Origin of the sequence: Nocardia sp. NPDC005746, from assembly GCF_040630785.1 — a bacterium.
Lineage (GTDB): Bacteria > Actinomycetota > Actinomycetes > Mycobacteriales > Mycobacteriaceae > Nocardia.
On sequence record NZ_JBEXYE010000011.1, the window covers coordinates 225,719 to 240,303 of the forward strand.

Consider the following 14,585-nt stretch of genomic DNA (forward strand, 5'->3'; position numbering starts at 1 on the left):
GACCGCTCTCTGATCTTGTTGTGGCGCAGGTGGGTTGGCGGGCGGCGGTTTCGGGGGCTGCGCCAAAGATGTTGCCCATGAGTACGTTGTCGGATCCGACGGTGGCGTCGGTCCTGGAGCTGATCTACGGGGATCAGTCGAAGTTCCACTCGCTCGAGGCGCTGCTGCTGGGGGTGGATCTCGAGCGGCCGGAGTACGGGGTCCCGATGTGGGTGAACGCCGACAGCTACTGGGGGCGGCTGGTGAGTCCGGTGTACGGGGCGCGGGTCGCGGCGCAGGGCGGGAACGCAAAGGCCGATCGGGCGCTGCTGGATCTGGTCGAGGTGACGGTGTCACGCTTCCTGCAGGGGGAGTCGTTGCAGCGCAAGAGTCTTCCGGCGTGGATGCCGGAGCTGCTCCGGGCGCTGCTGGCCGACGGGTATCGCATGAAGATCGACCGGGTGACGGGGGAGGGCCCCGACGGAACCGTGCGCTGCCGCCTCAAACCCACCGGCGAGCTGCCGGTGCGGCTCGCCGACCGGGTCACCCTGCCGGAGACCGAGTTGGAGGTGCGCGGCCAGCAGACGGCCCTCGACCATCTGCGCGCCGCCGTCAAACACTATGGGCGCGGCCGTTTTCCGGCGTGTGAGAAGCGCTGCGTGCGGCCCTGCTCCAGGTGACCGCCTACGCCACAGGCACCGGCGACCTCGACGGTACCCGCAATGTCCGCCACCTCGTCGACACCGGCCGGCTCACCATCGCCGAGGGCACCCGCCTGCTGCACGACCTGCGCGGCCTGACCGACGAGGACCCGTTCCCGCACCGGACCAGGGCCGACGCCACCAGATTCCGCGTCCAGCTGACCATCGTCCACGCCACCGCATTGCTGGCTCAGGTCCAGCACTGACTCGGCGGCGGGTCGATGCCGGAGTGGGTCCGGCCACAGCGGGCGGCGAGCCTTGTCGAGGGAGGCGTTGCCGGGCCGGCGGTGAAGGGAAGCCGAGAATTGTCGAACGCGTCAAGGATGAGGCCTGGCCGTATCTCGACGCCGAGCGGTAGCCCAGGCTCGGCGCGGGACCGCGAACCGTGTCGTCACCGGACCGCTCGGGCCCGGTCGGGTGGTTCCGGTTCGGTGGCTCCGACTCCCGGCTAGGCGAGCTGCCAGGTGACGCGGATGCTGGTGGAGATCTCGCTCTCGCCCAGCTCCACCGGCATGGCCGGGGCCCCTCCGGCTTTCGCGGCGGCGGCGAAGGCGACGCGCGGGGCCGGGATCGGTCCCGAGATGTTCTCGGTGATCTCGACGACCGGCCCCAGCGTGCGGCCTGCCCGCGACACGTACTGTTCCGCCTTGCTGACCGCGTGATCCCACGCCTCGTCGCGAGCGCGGACCATCAGCGCTTCCTCGTCGGCCACGGTCAGTGTCAGTCCGCCCAGCCGCACATCGTCACCTCCGGCGGCGACGGCGTGGGCGATGATCGCGGCGGGCCCATCGTCCTTGCCGGACTTGGCTTCCCCGTCGGGCCCGGCGATGTCGCGCAGTGTCACCGTCAGCGATGTCCCCGCCGAATACCCGACCAGTTTCTCCCGATTGCCGTCGGTCCATACGGTGTCCGCCCGCACGGTCAGCCCGCTGGTGGAGATGTCGCGCCCGTGCACTCCGTCCCCGCGCAGCGACTGGATCACCGCGTCGGCCCGCTCCCCGGCGCGGGCGTAGGCCGCGGCCACGGTGTCGGCGCGGGTGTCCACGGAGATGGCTACCCGCATGATGTCCGGTGTCGCACTGGCGCTCCCGGATCCGATCATCGTGATGGTGCCGACGGCGTCGCTGGTCACGCGGTCCTCCTCGGTCGATGCGGGCGCAACCCAGCCGATGCTACCGACGGCGGGTGACCCGTCGCCCGTGCCGCGCGGACGGCCCGCCTCAGGCGACCGGATGTCCGGTGCCGGTGGCCTCGGCGAGGGTGTCGGCGAGTGAGCGTGCGCCCGTGGCGATCTCGCTCGCCGCGGCCAGATCGAGCCGCAGGTCCAGGTCGGGGGTGTCGGCCGGTCCGTCGTGGTGGGTGAGGCCGGTCTCGGTGATCACGTAGTGGAAGACGGTGTCGCCGATGCGGACCGTGACCGTGCCCGCGGGGACGAGTTCGGCGACGGCCCGCCCGAGGGGGAGCGCGAACCAGTGGGCACGGACGGCGTCGGTGGCGCGCTGCTCGCCGAGCTGGGCGGTGCCCCAGGCCGAGAGGGTGTCGAGGACCGGCCGCAGCGCCGCGCCGGAGTCGGTGAGTTCGTAGAGCGCGGTACCCGCCCGCGGCCCGGTGCGGCGTTTGGTGAGAATCCCGTCACGCTCGAGGTCCTTGAGCCGGGCGGCCAGCACGTCGGTGCTGATGCCGGGCAGGTCGGCGAACAGGTCGCTGTAGCGGCGCGGGCCCGAACAGAGTTCGCGGACCACCAGCAGATTCCACCGGTCGCCGACGATGTCGAGGGCGCGGCTCACGGTGCAGTAGTGGTCGTAGCTTCGGCGTGGCACGATCCCACTGTAACCAACAACTTGGAAATACCAAGTGCAAACTTGGAAATTCCAAGTAGAGTGTGCGGCAACCACACCGAGAAGAGGTCGTTCATGCAGGTGAAGCAGTCGAGCAAGCTGTCGGGCGTGTCCTACGAGATCCGTGGACCGGTCGCCGAGCATGCCGCACGGCTGGAAGCCGAGGGGCATCACGTCGTGAAGCTCAATACCGGTAACCCGCTGCCCTTCGGCTTCGAAGCGCCCGCCGAACTGCTCCAGGACATGGTCCGCAACCTGCCGCAGTCCAGCGGCTACTCCTCGTCGAAGGGCCTGCTCTCGGCGCGCCGCGCGGTGGTGCAGTACTACCAGACCCTGGGTCTGAGCGAGATCGACGTCGAGCAGGTCTTCCTCGGCAACGGCGTCTCCGAACTGATCATGATGGCCATGACCGCACTGCTGGAGAACGGCGACGAAGTCCTGGTTCCCGCACCCGATTTCCCGCTCTGGACCGCCGCCACCGCGCTCAACGGCGGCCGTCCGGTGCATTACATCTGTGACGAGCAGGCCGACTGGATGCCGGACCTGGCCGATATCGAAGCCAAGATCACCGACCGCACCCGCGCCCTGGTCATCATCAACCCGAACAACCCCACCGGCGCGGTGTATTCGCCAGAGGTGGTGCGGCAGATGCTCGAGATCGCGCGCCGCCACAACCTGGTGGTGTTCTCCGACGAGATCTACGACAAGATCCTCTACGACGACCTCACCCACACCGCCACCGCGGCCCTGGCCCCGGACGTGCTGTGCCTGACCTTCTCCGGACTCTCGAAGTCCTACCGCGCCGCCGGTTTCCGCGGCGGCTGGCTGGTGGTCTCCGGCCCGGTCGAGCACGCCGAGAACTACCTCGAGGGCCTGACCATGCTGTCGGGTCTGCGTCTGTGCGCGAATGTGCCCGCGCAGCAGGCGATCCAGGCCGCGCTCGGCGGCCACCAGAGCATCTACGACCTGACCCTGCCCGGCGGCCGCCTGCGCGAGCAGCGCGACCGCGCGTGGGAGGCGCTCAACGCGATCCCGGGCATCTCGTGCGTGAAGCCCAAGGGCGCGCTGTACGCCTTCCCGCGCATCGATCTCGACATGTACAAGATCCACGACGACGAACAGTTCGTCCTGGATCTGCTGCTGCGCGAGAAGATCCACATCGTGCAGGGCACCGGCTTCAACTGGCCGCGCCCCGACCACTTCCGAATCGTGACGCTGCCACACGCCGACGAACTCGAAGCCATCATCGAGCGCATCGGCCGCTTCCTGGCCACCTACAAGCAGTGACAATTCGCCGAGTGGCACATCCTGGAGGGGATATGTCCGATTCCGCCTCCAGCATGTGCCACTCGGTGGATCAGACGGGGCGGCCGGCTGTCATGCCGCCGTCTACGACGAATTCGGCGGCGTTGCAGTAGCTGGATTCTTGGCTGGCCAGGAAGACGACCACGTCGGTGACTTCCTGGGGGGTGCCGAGGCGGGCCAGGGGGTTGGCCGCGCGATCGGCGGTGGTGCCCTCGGCGACCCCGATCATCGGGGTCAGGATCCCGCCCGGGTGCACGGAGTTCACCCGAACCCCGTGCGGGGCAAGCTCGATCGCCGCGGACTTGGTCAGTCCGCGCACCCCGAACTTGGAGGCGGTGTAGCCGTGCGCGCCCGGCACGCCCTGGATTCCGGCGGCCGAGGAGATGTTCACCACCGACGCGGGCCGTGCCGCCACGAGGGCGTCACGGGCGGCGGTCAAACCCAGGAACGGGCCCGTCAGATTGATGGAAAGCGCGCGCTGCCACTGTTCTTCGGTGTATTCGCCGAGCGGTCCGAAGTCGAGGATGCCGGCATTGTTGATCAGCACGTTCAGCTTGCCGAACCGTTCGACGGCCGCGTCCACCGCGGCCCGCCAGTCCGCGGCGCTGGTCACGTCGAGGTGGATGAACGCCGCCGCGTCACCGAGTTCGGCGGCCAGCTTCGCCCCCGCCTCGTCGGAGATGTCGCCGATGAGCACCGAGGCGCCCTCGGCCACGAACGCGCGCGCGTGCGACGCGCCCATTCCCGATGCGCCGCCACTGATCAGGGCTACCCGCCCGTCGAGCCGTCCACGCCTGCCGTGCTCGGTCGAGCCCGAGCGGAGCCCTCCGTGGTTACGCTCCGCTGCCGCCTCCGGGCTTGCCCCGCTCATGCTCGTTGCCTTCCGTCGAAATCGATGATGGTCCGCTCCGGCCGGAACACGCAGCGGGTGGAGGTGTAGATGGTGGGCATGCACTTGTTGCAGTGCACGCAGGCGGACTGGGTGCCCGCCTCGGATTGGATGCGCCGCAACAGGTCCGGTTCGCGCAGCAGCGCCCGGCCCATTGCGACGAACTCGAAGCCCTCGGTGCGGGCCAGGTTCATGGTGTCGAGATTGGTGATGCCGCCCAGCAGGATCAGCGGCATGGACAGTTCCCGGCGGAACTGGCGGGCCCGCTCCAGCAGATACGCCTCCTGGTACGGGTACTCCTTGAGGAAGGCGCGCCCGACCACCTTGAAGCCAAGCCGCGCCGGACCGGGCAGGACCTCGGCGAATTCCTTGCGCGGCGCGTCGCCGTGGAACAGCAGCATCGGGTTGAGCAGGGAACTGCCCGCGGTCAATTCCAGCGCGTCGAGGGCGCCGTCGGCTTCGAGCCAGGCGGCCACCTGCACGCTCTCGGGGATGGTGAGCCCGCCGCGGCGGCCGTCCTCCATATTGAGTTTGGCGGTCACCGCGAGCCGGTCACCGACGGCTTCGCGGACGGCGCAGGCGATTTCGCGGGCCAGCCGGGCCCGGTTGACCAGCGGCCCGCCCCAGCGGTCGCCACGCCGGTTGAGCAGCGGGCTCAGGAACGAGCTGACCAGATAGTTGTGGCCGAAATGGATTTCGACGGCGTCGAATCCGGCTTGCTCGGCGAGCAGGGCGGCCTGTGCGTGCGCGGTGATGAGTTCGCGGATCTCGGCGTCGCCGGGCACCTTCATGGCCTTCATGCTCAGCGGGCTGAACAGGGGGCTCGGCGCGAGCGCGGGCACTCGGTTGGAGGCGGCATTGGCGACCGGTCCGGCGTGCCCGATCTGCGCGCTGGCGGCCGCGCCCTCGGCGTGTACGGCGTCGGTCAACTCCCGCAGTCCGGCAACGGCTTCGGGTCGCATCCAGATCTGGTGCCGGTCGGTGCGCCCGCCCGGCGCGACCGCGCAGTAGGCGACCGTGGTCATACCGACCCCGCCCGCGGCGACCTCGCGATGGAAGTCGATGAGTTCGGGGGTGACCAGCGCCTCGGGGGTGCGGCCCTCGAAGGTGGCGGCCTTGATCACCCTGTTGCGCAGGGTGATCGGGCCGAGTTTCGCCGGTGCGAAGATGTCGTTCATGGTTGTTCTCCCGATGCGGTGAGTCCGGCCACCACGAAGGTGCGCAGGGCCGTGAGCGCCGATTCCGGCATGCCGTGATCCTCGATCTCGGGTGCGCCGAATCGCATGATGATCAGGTCGAAGGCCAGCATCCAGCGCTGCGCGGCCTGGCCCCGTGACAGTTCGGGCAGTAGCGGTGCCCAGGAATCCATCTGGAACCACGGCCCTCGCCAGGTAGTCAGATGCCGTCCCAGGACGAAGCGGGCCAGCAGCCGTAAGTGCAAGCGCCCCAGCGGATCCGCCGCCAGCGTGACGAACGGCGCGAGGATGGCGTCCACCACCGTGGGCACCGAATCGCGCCCGCCCCGCGCTCCGGCGAGTCCCTCGGCCCACAGCGGTCCGAGCCGATCCTCGATGAGCGCGCCGACCAGCGCCTCCTTGGACCCGAAGTGGTAGTGCACGGCCGCCGGATTGGCCCCGGCCGCCGCGCACACCGCCCGCACCGAGACCTCGTCGTACGGCTCGGTCAGCAGCAGTTGCTCCGCTGCGGCGATCAGCCGTTCCCGCGTTCCCGCGGACACCTTCTCGACCATGCCAAGCAGTCAAACACGGTTCAATCAGTATTTCAATCAGTGATTGAAATACTGATGGAAGAGGTCCCGGTGAGCGGCTACTCGGTCTGCGCCCACGCGGCGACGGGCAGTGTCAGATAGACGCCGATCGTGGCGTCGACGAACTTCTCTATATCGGCCAGCAGCCGGTCACAGCGCTCCTGCCGGTTGTCGGCGCGGCTCGCGAAGTACTTCGACCGGATCTCGATCACCACGTCCAGTCCGGACCGGTCGAACTTGCCCAACGGCCGGAAACGGATCTCCACGTCCCCCGGCTGCAGATCCCCGTCGTAGGGCTCCTCGGGGCACTCGACCGCCTGCGACACCAGGTGGGGCAGCCATTTACCCAATTCCCGCAGGACCGTCTCGGGCAGTTCCGCCTTGTGGGTCACCTCGACGAGGGGCATCGCCCCAGTCTATGGATCGCGATTCAGCGGGCGTCGAGGGCGCGCGCGATGATCTCCTCGATGACGTCGCTCTTGGCATTGGCGTAATGCTGGACGTACTTCCATCGGCGTTGCGCGAGTTCGCGTTTGGCGCGCTCGTAGTGGGCGCGCTCGTCGTCGTGGGTGCGCAGGCGGTCGCGGAAGGCGAGGATGCGCTCGATTTCGACGGCGGCGCGGTCGGGGGAGAGGACGTGCAGGTTGACGCTGTGGGGTGCGCCGTCCTCGACCCGCCGGACCAGGCAGCGGTGCTCGAGCCAGTCCGGTTCGCGCACGCGCAGGGTGAAACCGAGGGCTTCGAGGGCCGGGACGTAGGCGGCTTCGTCGGCGGTGTCGGCGACCAGCAGCAGCATGTCGATGACGGGCTTGGCGGCCAGACCCGGGACGGACGTGGAACCGGTGTGCTCGAGGCGCAACACCTTCGCGCCCAGCGCTTCCCGGATCGCCGTCGCCTCGGCCTCGTACCGGGCGGGCCACCGCTGGTCGTACTCCTCGAGGATCACCGGCACCGAGTAGGGCCGCACCTCGACGAGGAAGGCGTCGGCGATGGCGTCGTCGTCCATGGTGGCCATGGAGTCAGCCTAGGGGTCAGGAGGTGCGGACGCTGGCGATGATCTGCTTGGCCTGGTCGGCGGCGAGCTCGCCGGTGGTACCGCGGTCGGCCAGGATCGCCAGCACCAGCAGGGCGTTCTTGGGGCCGGTGAAGGCGAAGGTGTAGATCGAGTAGGTGGTCGTGGTGCAGCCGGCCGGCTCGGGCTTCCAGCTGCCGGACGTCTCCACCTGCTGGCCGGCGATGCCGCTCTTGGTGGTCACCGCGGTGGGCGCGCCCGCGGCGCCGCCGGACTTGTCCATGTAGCCGCCCTGGGCGGAGATCTTCGCGACTTTCAGCGCGGCCGCGGCCGGATCGCTGCCGTCGGCGCGGGTGACGTAGGCGAGCGACCGGTACGCCGAGCCGGGGCAGTAGCCGCCGCCCTCGGTGGCCTTGCCGTGCCCGGTGAACGTGCCGTCGGTCCCGGACTGCGGCACGGTGTCGGACGGGTCGCCGACCGACCAACCGCTCGGCACGTCGAAGCTGACGCCGTAGGCCGGAACGGCCACCGTCCCCGCGCCCGGCTTGGGCGCACCGGACTTGGACGGCCCGGTCGACGGTCCTCCGGAGCGGCTGGTGGGAGCCGGGCCCGCGGTGGTACTCGGCGCGGCGGTGGTGGGGCTCGACGAGTCCCGGGTCAGCGCGTACGCGGCGATCCCGCCGCCGACGACCACGATCACGGCCACGAGGGCGGCCAGCACGATCCAGGTGCGATTGCCTCCGCCGCCCGGCATGGGCCGCGACGGTCCGTACCCCGGAACGGCCTGCTGGCCAAGGTAATTCGGTGCCGACTGCTGACCCTGGTACGCACCGGACGGATAGCCGGGAACGGGCTGACCGGGGTAGATCGCCGTCGGATCCTGTCCCGGGTATCCCGGAATCGGCTGCTGCCCGGTGTATACCGCCGTCGGTTCGTACCCGGGCTGGTTCGGGATCGGCGCCTGCCCGGGGTAGACGGCGGTGGGCTCATAGCCGGGATGGTTCGGGATCGGTGCTTGCCCGGGGTAGACGGCGGTCGGCTCGTATCCGGGCTGGCTCGGAACCGGCGCTTGCCCCGGATAGACCGCAGTCGGTTCGTACCCAGGATGATTCGGTGCCGGTGTGTGGCCGGGGTGCACTGCCGTGGGCTCGTATCCGGGCTGGTCGGTCACCGGGTTCTGGCCGGGGTACACGGCGGTCGGCTCGTAGCCGGGATGATTAGGGACAGGCGCTTGTCCCGGGTGGACGGCCGTCGGGTCGTAGCCCGGGTGGACCATGGTCGGGTCCGGCGTTATCGGCTGGTGCCCAGGGTAATTCGTGGTCGGCTGCTCGCCCCAGGCGCGGTTCGGGTCCTGCGGGGAGTGCGCGGGCGTCGCCGGGCTGTCGGGGTTGCGCCACTGATCATGGTTGTCCGTCACGGTGTTTCGCCCCTCGTCCCCGGCTCGTCGCCTGTCGGGGCCCACCCTAGCGGCTGGGTATCAGGCGTGCTCGGCGGGCGCGTCCGGGTCGGCCGGGGGTGCGGGCGGGGTCGCGGGGGACACGCGGATGACTCCCGCGTCCAGGTCGAGGCTCACGCGCGGCTGGTGCAGCTGGCCGCCGCCGTCCTCGCTGCCGTCGTCCTCGAGCTTCTTGCCGGGGAACAGTTCACCGAATACACCCACGGATCCACCATAGCCGTCAGCCGCGGTGGTAGCGCGGACCGTGATAGCCGTAGCCGCGCCGGCCCCGCGCGAACACGAAGAACAACACCGGGAACAGGAAGAACGGGAAGATGTGGGTGACGATCGCGAACACCAGCGCGAGCACCACCAGCGCACCCGCCCCGACCGGCACCAGCGGCAGTGGGCGGCGCGGCGCGGGCGGCGCGGCCTGGACCCGCGGTGCCGGGGGTTGCGGCCGGGGTAGATCGCCGAACAGGACAGCCAGCTCGCCCGCGGTTTTCGCGGCGTAGGCGCGTCCTACGCGATCGTCGTATTCGGCGAGGTCGAGGCGGCCGGCCGCGAAATGCTCACCCAGCGCGGCGGCCGCCTGCTCGCGTTCCGCGGTGCCGACACGCACGGTGGGAGGTCCGTAGACCGCGGGATCGAAATCGGTCATGACATCCGCCTCGGTGGAGGGAAGGAATTTCGTTGTCCGCCAGCGTAGGCGTGTTCCCGGCGGCGCGCCTGCACGCGTTGGCGTAATCGGGCGTACGCCCGCCGACGTACCCGGCGCCCGTGTCGACGGTGGCCCGGTCGCGGGGGCCACCGAGAGTGCGGCCCCGATGATCGGCCGCGCGAGCACTCGCAATCGCACCGTCCCGCGAGCAGTGGCGGTCGCATCGTCGAGCCAGTTCCGGGTGTCGCGCACGGTCGGCGTATGAGCCCTCGCGCCGGCGGGGGTCGCCGGAGTGCGTCCGTGGTCAGACCCCGTTGTGTGCCGAGACCGCGCGCACGGCCGCGTCGGCCTGGGCGTACGCCGCGGCGGCCAGCCGTTCCAACAGCGCGAGCTTGATCTGCGGGGCCTGGTCGGTCAGCTTGTCGAAGCGGGCGGGCGGCGGCACGGCCAGCCGGACGGTGGTCTCGGCGTACACGTCGTTGGCGTAGCGCATGTCCGCCAGCATCGAGGTCTCGCCGAACGACATGCCCGGGGTGAGGGTGATCAGCCGGTGCCGGCGGTGGTCACGGTCGGTGAAGGTGAACCGCACCCGTCCGCCGAGGATCAGGAACAGCCCGCAGCGTTCGCTGTCGCGCGGCACGATGAGTTCGCCGCGCGCGATGGTGCGGGTCTCGAATTCCTTTGCCAGCCGCTCCCGCTCGTCGGCGGGCATGTCGGCGAGCGCGGGATGCTGGTCGACGGTGAGGGCGGCGGGCTGTTGCTGCCCGGCGGGCCGATGCTTGTCGAGCACGAGTTGTTCGCACCATTCGGTGGCGGCGTCGCGGTCGATGAACACCCGCCCGTGCACGTCGGTGGGGTCCAGGCTGGAGGCGAGCTGTCCGAGTTTGGCGGCCGGATCGACCAGTCCCACAGGGCAACCGGCGGCGGCCAGCTCGGTGCGCAGGTCCTCGAGCATGCGGACGGCGATGGGGCTGACGTCGCCGACCTCCTTCAGATCCAGGGCCCGGGTCACGTGCAGGAAGTGCAGTCCCAGCCGGGTCGACAATTCCCGGCACGCCTTGACCCCGCGCACGCTGCTGCTGTTCGCGTCCAATCGCGGTGAGTACACCGCGATTCCGATCTGTCCCGGCAGTACCGCCAGGATGCCGCCGCCCACACCGCTTTTGGCGGGCAGTCCGACGGCGGTCACCCAGTCCCCGGCCGCGTCGTACATGCCGCAGGTGGTCATGACCGAGAGCACCTGTTGGACGAGCGGTCCGGTCAGGGCCCGTTCCCGGGTGAGCGGGTTGACGCCGTTGTTGGCGAGGGTGGCGGCCATGACGGCCAGATCGCGGCAGGTGACGTCGATCGAGCACTGCCGGAAGTAGCGGTCGACCGCCTCGTCCGGGTCGACGTCGATGATGTCGGCCCCGCGCAGCAGGTATCCGATGGCGCGATTGCGGTATCCGGTGCGCGCCTCGGAGGCGTACACATCCTCGTTCATGGTGAGTTCGCGTCCGGCGAATCGGCTGTAACTGCGCCTGATTCGGGCGAATCGGTCGGCGGCGTCGATCCCCGTGACGAGTCCGGCCGCCGCGATGGCCCCGGCGTTGATCATCGGATTGCGCGGCCGCTGGGTCTGCGGATCGAGGCTGATCTCGTTGAACGGCTCGCCGGTCGGCTCCACGTCGATGCGCCGAGCCACTTCGGCCGGACCCTGATCGGCGAGGGCGAGCGCGTAGGTGAAGGGCTTGGAGATCGATTGAATGGTGAAGGCGGCGTCCAGATCTCCGCTGCCGTAGATACGCCCGTCCGCGGTTGCCAGGCAGATGCCGAACGAATCGGGTTGCACGGCGGCGAGTTCGGGAATGTAGTCGGCGAGCGTTCCCGACGTGTCGGCGCGACACAGCTCGTACACTTCCTCGATGATGCGGGCCACGCCGCCGCCGGTGGGGACCACAGGCCCAGCGTAACGGGCGTAATCTGTGTTGAGCCTCACATCTGGCACGGATGTCGCAGGTGGTGTTTCGTTCCTGGCATCGGGGGCCGGAAAGGGCTCCGTAGACTGTTGCAAACACAGGAGACATCCGGAGGGAGCAATAGCCGTGGGAGTGCTTTCCCGGGTCGACATGCCCGAGGATCTGCGCCGGCTGTCGGTACCGGAGTTGCAGGAGCTGGCCGAGGAGATTCGCGAGTTCCTGGTGCGCAAGGTCGCCGTCACCGGCGGGCACCTCGGGCCGAATCTCGGCGTCGTGGAGCTGACCATCGCGTTGCACCGGGTCTTCGACTCGCCTGCCGACCCGATCATCTTCGACACCGGGCATCAGGCCTACGTGCACAAGATCCTCACCGGCCGCAAGGACGGGTTCGACACGCTGCGCAAGGAAGGCGGGCTGTCGGGGTATCCGTGCCGCGCCGAGAGCGCCCACGACTGGGTGGAGTCCTCGCATGCGTCGGCCTCGCTGTCCTACGCGGACGGGCTGGCCAAGGCGTTCGCGCTGACCCGGCAGAAGCGGCACGTGGTCGCGGTGGTCGGTGACGGCGCGCTCACCGGCGGCATGTGCTGGGAGGCGTTGAACAATATCGCCGCCGGGCAGGAGCGCTCGGTCATCGTGGTGGTCAACGACAACGGCCGTTCCTACGCGCCGACCATCGGCGGTCTGGCCGAGCGGCTCGCGGGTCTGCGCACCCAGCCCGCCTACGAGCACGCGCTCGACGCCACCAAGCGGATCGTGCAGAGCATTCCGCGCGTGGGCGATTCGGCGTACTCGATGCTGCACGCCATCAAGACCGGCATCAAGGACGCGGTCGCCCCGCAGGAGCTGTTCAGCGATCTCGGGGTGAAGTATGTGGGCCCGGTCGACGGGCACGATCAGGTCCAGCTGGAGGCGGCGCTGCGTCGCGCCAAGGACTTCGGCGGTCCGGTCATCGTGCACGCGGTGACGCAGAAGGGTCGCGGGTACAAACCGGCCGAGGATCACGAGGCCGATCAGATGCACGCCATCAACCGGATCGATCCGGAGACCGGTGTGCCGGTGGGCGGCCCGTCCGGGCCGAGCTGGACCTCGGTGTTCTCCTCGGAGCTGATCGCACAGGCCGAGCAGCGGGACGACATCGTGGCGATCACCGCCGCCATGCCCGGACCGACCGGTTTGACCCCGTTCGGAAACCGCTTCCCGGACCGCATGTTCGACGTCGGCATCGCCGAACAGCACGCCATGACCTCCGCGGCCGGCATGGCCCTGGGTGGTCTGCACCCGGTGGTGGCCATCTACTCCACCTTCCTCAACCGCGCCTTCGACCAGCTGCTCATGGATGTGGCGCTGCTCAAGCTCCCGGTGACGCTGGTGCTCGACCGCGCCGGCATCACCGGTGACGACGGCGCCTCGCACAACGGCATGTGGGACCTGTCGGTGCTGGGCATCGTGCCCGGCATCCGGGTCGCGGCGCCGCGTGACGCGGTGCGCCTGCGCGAGGAGCTGGGGGAGGCCCTGCACATCAGTGACGGGCCCACCGCGATCCGCTTCCCCAAGGGCGCTGCCGTCGAGGAGATCGAGGCGGTCGAACGGTTCGAGGGTGTCGACGTGCTGCGCCTGCCCGAGACGGGTGACGACGCGTACACGGTGCACGCCGATGTGCTGCTGGTGGCGGTCGGCGCGTTCGCCGGGCTCGCCCTGGAGGTCGCGGATCTGCTGGCGGCCGAGGGTGTTTCGGTGACGGTGGTCGACCCGCGCTGGGTGCTGCCGGTCTCGGACACGCTGGTGAAGCTGGCCGGGAACCACCGGCTCGTGGTCACCCTGGAGGATTCGGGTCTGCACGGCGGTATCGGTTCGACGGTGTCCGCGCGGCTGCGCGGCGCGGGTGTCGACGTGCCCGCCCGCGATCTCGGTGTGCCGCAGCTCTTCCTGGACCATTCCGCGCGCGGCAAGATCCACCAGGATCTGGGCTTGGTGCCCGGTGAGGTGGCGCAGCGCGTGCACGGCTGGCTCGGTGCGGTGTCGACAGGCGACCTGACGGCCTCCGGTGATGATCTCGCCGAAGCGCTGTTGCCGGCCGTCGAGTAGCCGGGCGGACCGACGCCGGGTGACCGGCTCGCAGCTCACGGACCCGCGATCCTCGGATCGCGGGTCCGTTTTTCTAGGCGGAGCTGGACTACTCGCGTAGATTCTGTAACAGGTTACAGTTTTCTGGTCAGGAGTTCGGATGTCGTTTGTGCTGGTCGAGAAGCCGCGTCCCCAGATCGCGCTGGTCACGTTGAATCGGCCGGAGCGGATGAACGCCATGGCGTTCGATGTCATGGTGCCGCTGCGCGAGGCCCTCGAGGAGGTCTCCGCCGACAACGAGGTGCGCGTGGTCGTGCTCACCGGCGCCGGGCACGGCTTCTGCTCGGGCGCGGATCTGCAGCACGCGGGCAAGGTGCCGGGTGTAGAGGGCTTGACGCGCACCACCATCGGCCGCCGCTCGATGGAACTGCTCGACAATGTGATGCTCACGATCAAGCGCATGCACCAGCCGGTGATCAGCGCCATCAACGGCGCGGCCATCGGCGGCGGCTTCTGCCTGGCCATGGGGACCGATATCCGGATCGCCTCGGAGGACGCGTACTTCCGCGCCGCGGGCATCAACAACGGTCTCACCGCCGCCGAACTCGGCATCAGCTACACGCTTCCGCGCGCCATCGGCTCGACCCGCGCCTTCGAGATCATGCTGACCGGTCGCGACGTCGACGCCGCCGAAGCCGAGCGCATCGGCATCGTCTCCCGTGTCGTCCCCGGCGACAAACTCCTCGAGGCCGCCTACGACACCGCCGACCAGATCCTGCGCTGGAGCCGCAGCGGCGGCGAACTCACCAAGCGCCTGCTGTGGAGCGGCCTGGAGGCGGGCAGCTTCGAATCCCACATGCAGACCGAGGGCATGGCCCAGCTCTACGTCCGTCTCACCACCGAGAACTTCGACGAGGCCGTCCGCGCCCGCCGCGACCGCCGCCCACCCAACTTCCTGGACTGAGAACTCCCCGG

16 protein-coding genes are annotated in these 14,585 nt (G+C 69.5%); 5 read left to right on the forward strand and 11 right to left on the reverse strand.

Translation table 11 applies throughout. The annotated features are described in order from the left end of the window. The first annotated feature begins 77 nt into the window (after positions 1 to 77). Together ABZ412_RS22305 and ABZ412_RS22310 are read left to right on the forward strand one after the other, a co-directional pair. Positions 78 to 659, forward strand: coding sequence for a hypothetical protein (locus ABZ412_RS22305; protein ID WP_357283106.1), 582 nt, complete (start codon positions 78 to 80; stop codon positions 657 to 659). Further along, a complete protein-coding gene (locus ABZ412_RS22310) occupies positions 656 to 886 on the forward strand; it encodes a hypothetical protein (protein WP_357283107.1) in 231 nt (76 codons plus the stop codon). The genes ABZ412_RS22305 and ABZ412_RS22310 overlap by 4 nt, the downstream gene beginning before the upstream one ends. Before the next feature lie 242 nt (positions 887 to 1,128). Here ABZ412_RS22310 and ABZ412_RS22315 read toward each other — a convergent pair whose 3' ends face one another. Continuing rightward, positions 1,129 to 1,812 carry an SIMPL domain-containing protein gene (locus tag ABZ412_RS22315; protein WP_357283109.1) on the reverse strand — a complete coding sequence of 228 codons (684 nt, stop codon included), beginning with the start codon at positions 1,810 to 1,812 and terminating at the stop codon, positions 1,129 to 1,131. A gap of 88 nt (positions 1,813 to 1,900) precedes the next feature. Continuing rightward, positions 1,901 to 2,500, reverse strand: a complete 600-nt coding sequence (locus ABZ412_RS22320) for a helix-turn-helix domain-containing protein (RefSeq protein WP_357283111.1) — start codon at positions 2,498 to 2,500, stop codon at positions 1,901 to 1,903. Between the two features lie 93 nt (positions 2,501 to 2,593). Between ABZ412_RS22320 and ABZ412_RS22325 the strand changes: the two genes are divergently transcribed. Beyond that, positions 2,594 to 3,805: a pyridoxal phosphate-dependent aminotransferase gene (locus ABZ412_RS22325; protein WP_357283113.1), complete on the forward strand. Its 1,212-nt coding sequence runs from the start codon at positions 2,594 to 2,596 to the stop codon at positions 3,803 to 3,805. Positions 3,806 to 3,875: 70 nt separating this feature from the next. Here the strand turns inward: ABZ412_RS22325 and ABZ412_RS22330 are convergent, their stop codons facing one another. The 9 genes from ABZ412_RS22330 to glsA form a co-directional block, all read right to left on the reverse strand. Next, positions 3,876 to 4,694 carry an SDR family oxidoreductase gene (locus ABZ412_RS22330; RefSeq protein WP_357283114.1) on the reverse strand — a complete coding sequence of 273 codons (819 nt, stop codon included), beginning with the start codon at positions 4,692 to 4,694 and terminating at the stop codon, positions 3,876 to 3,878. Further along, positions 4,691 to 5,890: an NADH:flavin oxidoreductase gene (locus ABZ412_RS22335; RefSeq protein WP_357283116.1), complete on the reverse strand. Its 1,200-nt coding sequence runs from the start codon at positions 5,888 to 5,890 to the stop codon at positions 4,691 to 4,693. Before ABZ412_RS22335 ends, ABZ412_RS22330 begins: the two co-directional genes overlap by 4 nt. Further along, entirely contained in the window at positions 5,887 to 6,462 is a 576-nt protein-coding gene (locus tag ABZ412_RS22340) for a TetR/AcrR family transcriptional regulator (RefSeq protein ID WP_357283118.1), read from the reverse strand. Before ABZ412_RS22340 ends, ABZ412_RS22335 begins: the two co-directional genes overlap by 4 nt. Before the next feature lie 77 nt (positions 6,463 to 6,539). Further along, a complete protein-coding gene (locus ABZ412_RS22345; protein WP_357283119.1) occupies positions 6,540 to 6,887 on the reverse strand; it encodes a hypothetical protein in 348 nt (115 codons plus the stop codon). 23 nt (positions 6,888 to 6,910) lie between these two features. Then, on the reverse strand, positions 6,911 to 7,495 hold the full coding sequence (locus ABZ412_RS22350; RefSeq protein ID WP_357283121.1) for a GrpB family protein: 585 nt from the start codon (positions 7,493 to 7,495) through the stop codon (positions 6,911 to 6,913). A 16-nt stretch (positions 7,496 to 7,511) separates the two neighbouring features. Then, positions 7,512 to 8,909 (reverse strand): hypothetical protein, encoded by a 1,398-nt coding sequence (locus ABZ412_RS22355; RefSeq protein ID WP_357283122.1) that lies wholly within the window; start codon positions 8,907 to 8,909, stop codon positions 7,512 to 7,514. 60 nt (positions 8,910 to 8,969) lie between these two features. Next, on the reverse strand, positions 8,970 to 9,152 hold the full coding sequence (locus tag ABZ412_RS22360; RefSeq protein ID WP_357283124.1) for a hypothetical protein: 183 nt from the start codon (positions 9,150 to 9,152) through the stop codon (positions 8,970 to 8,972). Positions 9,153 to 9,168: 16 nt separating this feature from the next. Then, complete coding sequence (locus tag ABZ412_RS22365; protein ID WP_357283125.1) at positions 9,169 to 9,588, reverse strand: DUF1707 domain-containing protein; 420 nt, start codon at positions 9,586 to 9,588, stop codon at positions 9,169 to 9,171. A gap of 304 nt (positions 9,589 to 9,892) precedes the next feature. Continuing rightward, positions 9,893 to 11,527 (reverse strand): glutaminase A, encoded by a 1,635-nt coding sequence (gene glsA, locus ABZ412_RS22370; protein ID WP_357283127.1) that lies wholly within the window; start codon positions 11,525 to 11,527, stop codon positions 9,893 to 9,895. Between the two features lie 145 nt (positions 11,528 to 11,672). Between glsA and dxs the strand changes: the two genes are divergently transcribed. Continuing rightward, entirely contained in the window at positions 11,673 to 13,631 is a 1,959-nt protein-coding gene (gene dxs, locus ABZ412_RS22375) for a 1-deoxy-D-xylulose-5-phosphate synthase (RefSeq protein WP_357283128.1), read from the forward strand. A 139-nt stretch (positions 13,632 to 13,770) separates the two neighbouring features. Further along, complete coding sequence (locus ABZ412_RS22380) at positions 13,771 to 14,574, forward strand: enoyl-CoA hydratase (protein WP_357093762.1); 804 nt, start codon at positions 13,771 to 13,773, stop codon at positions 14,572 to 14,574. Positions 14,575 to 14,585 lie beyond the last annotated feature (11 nt).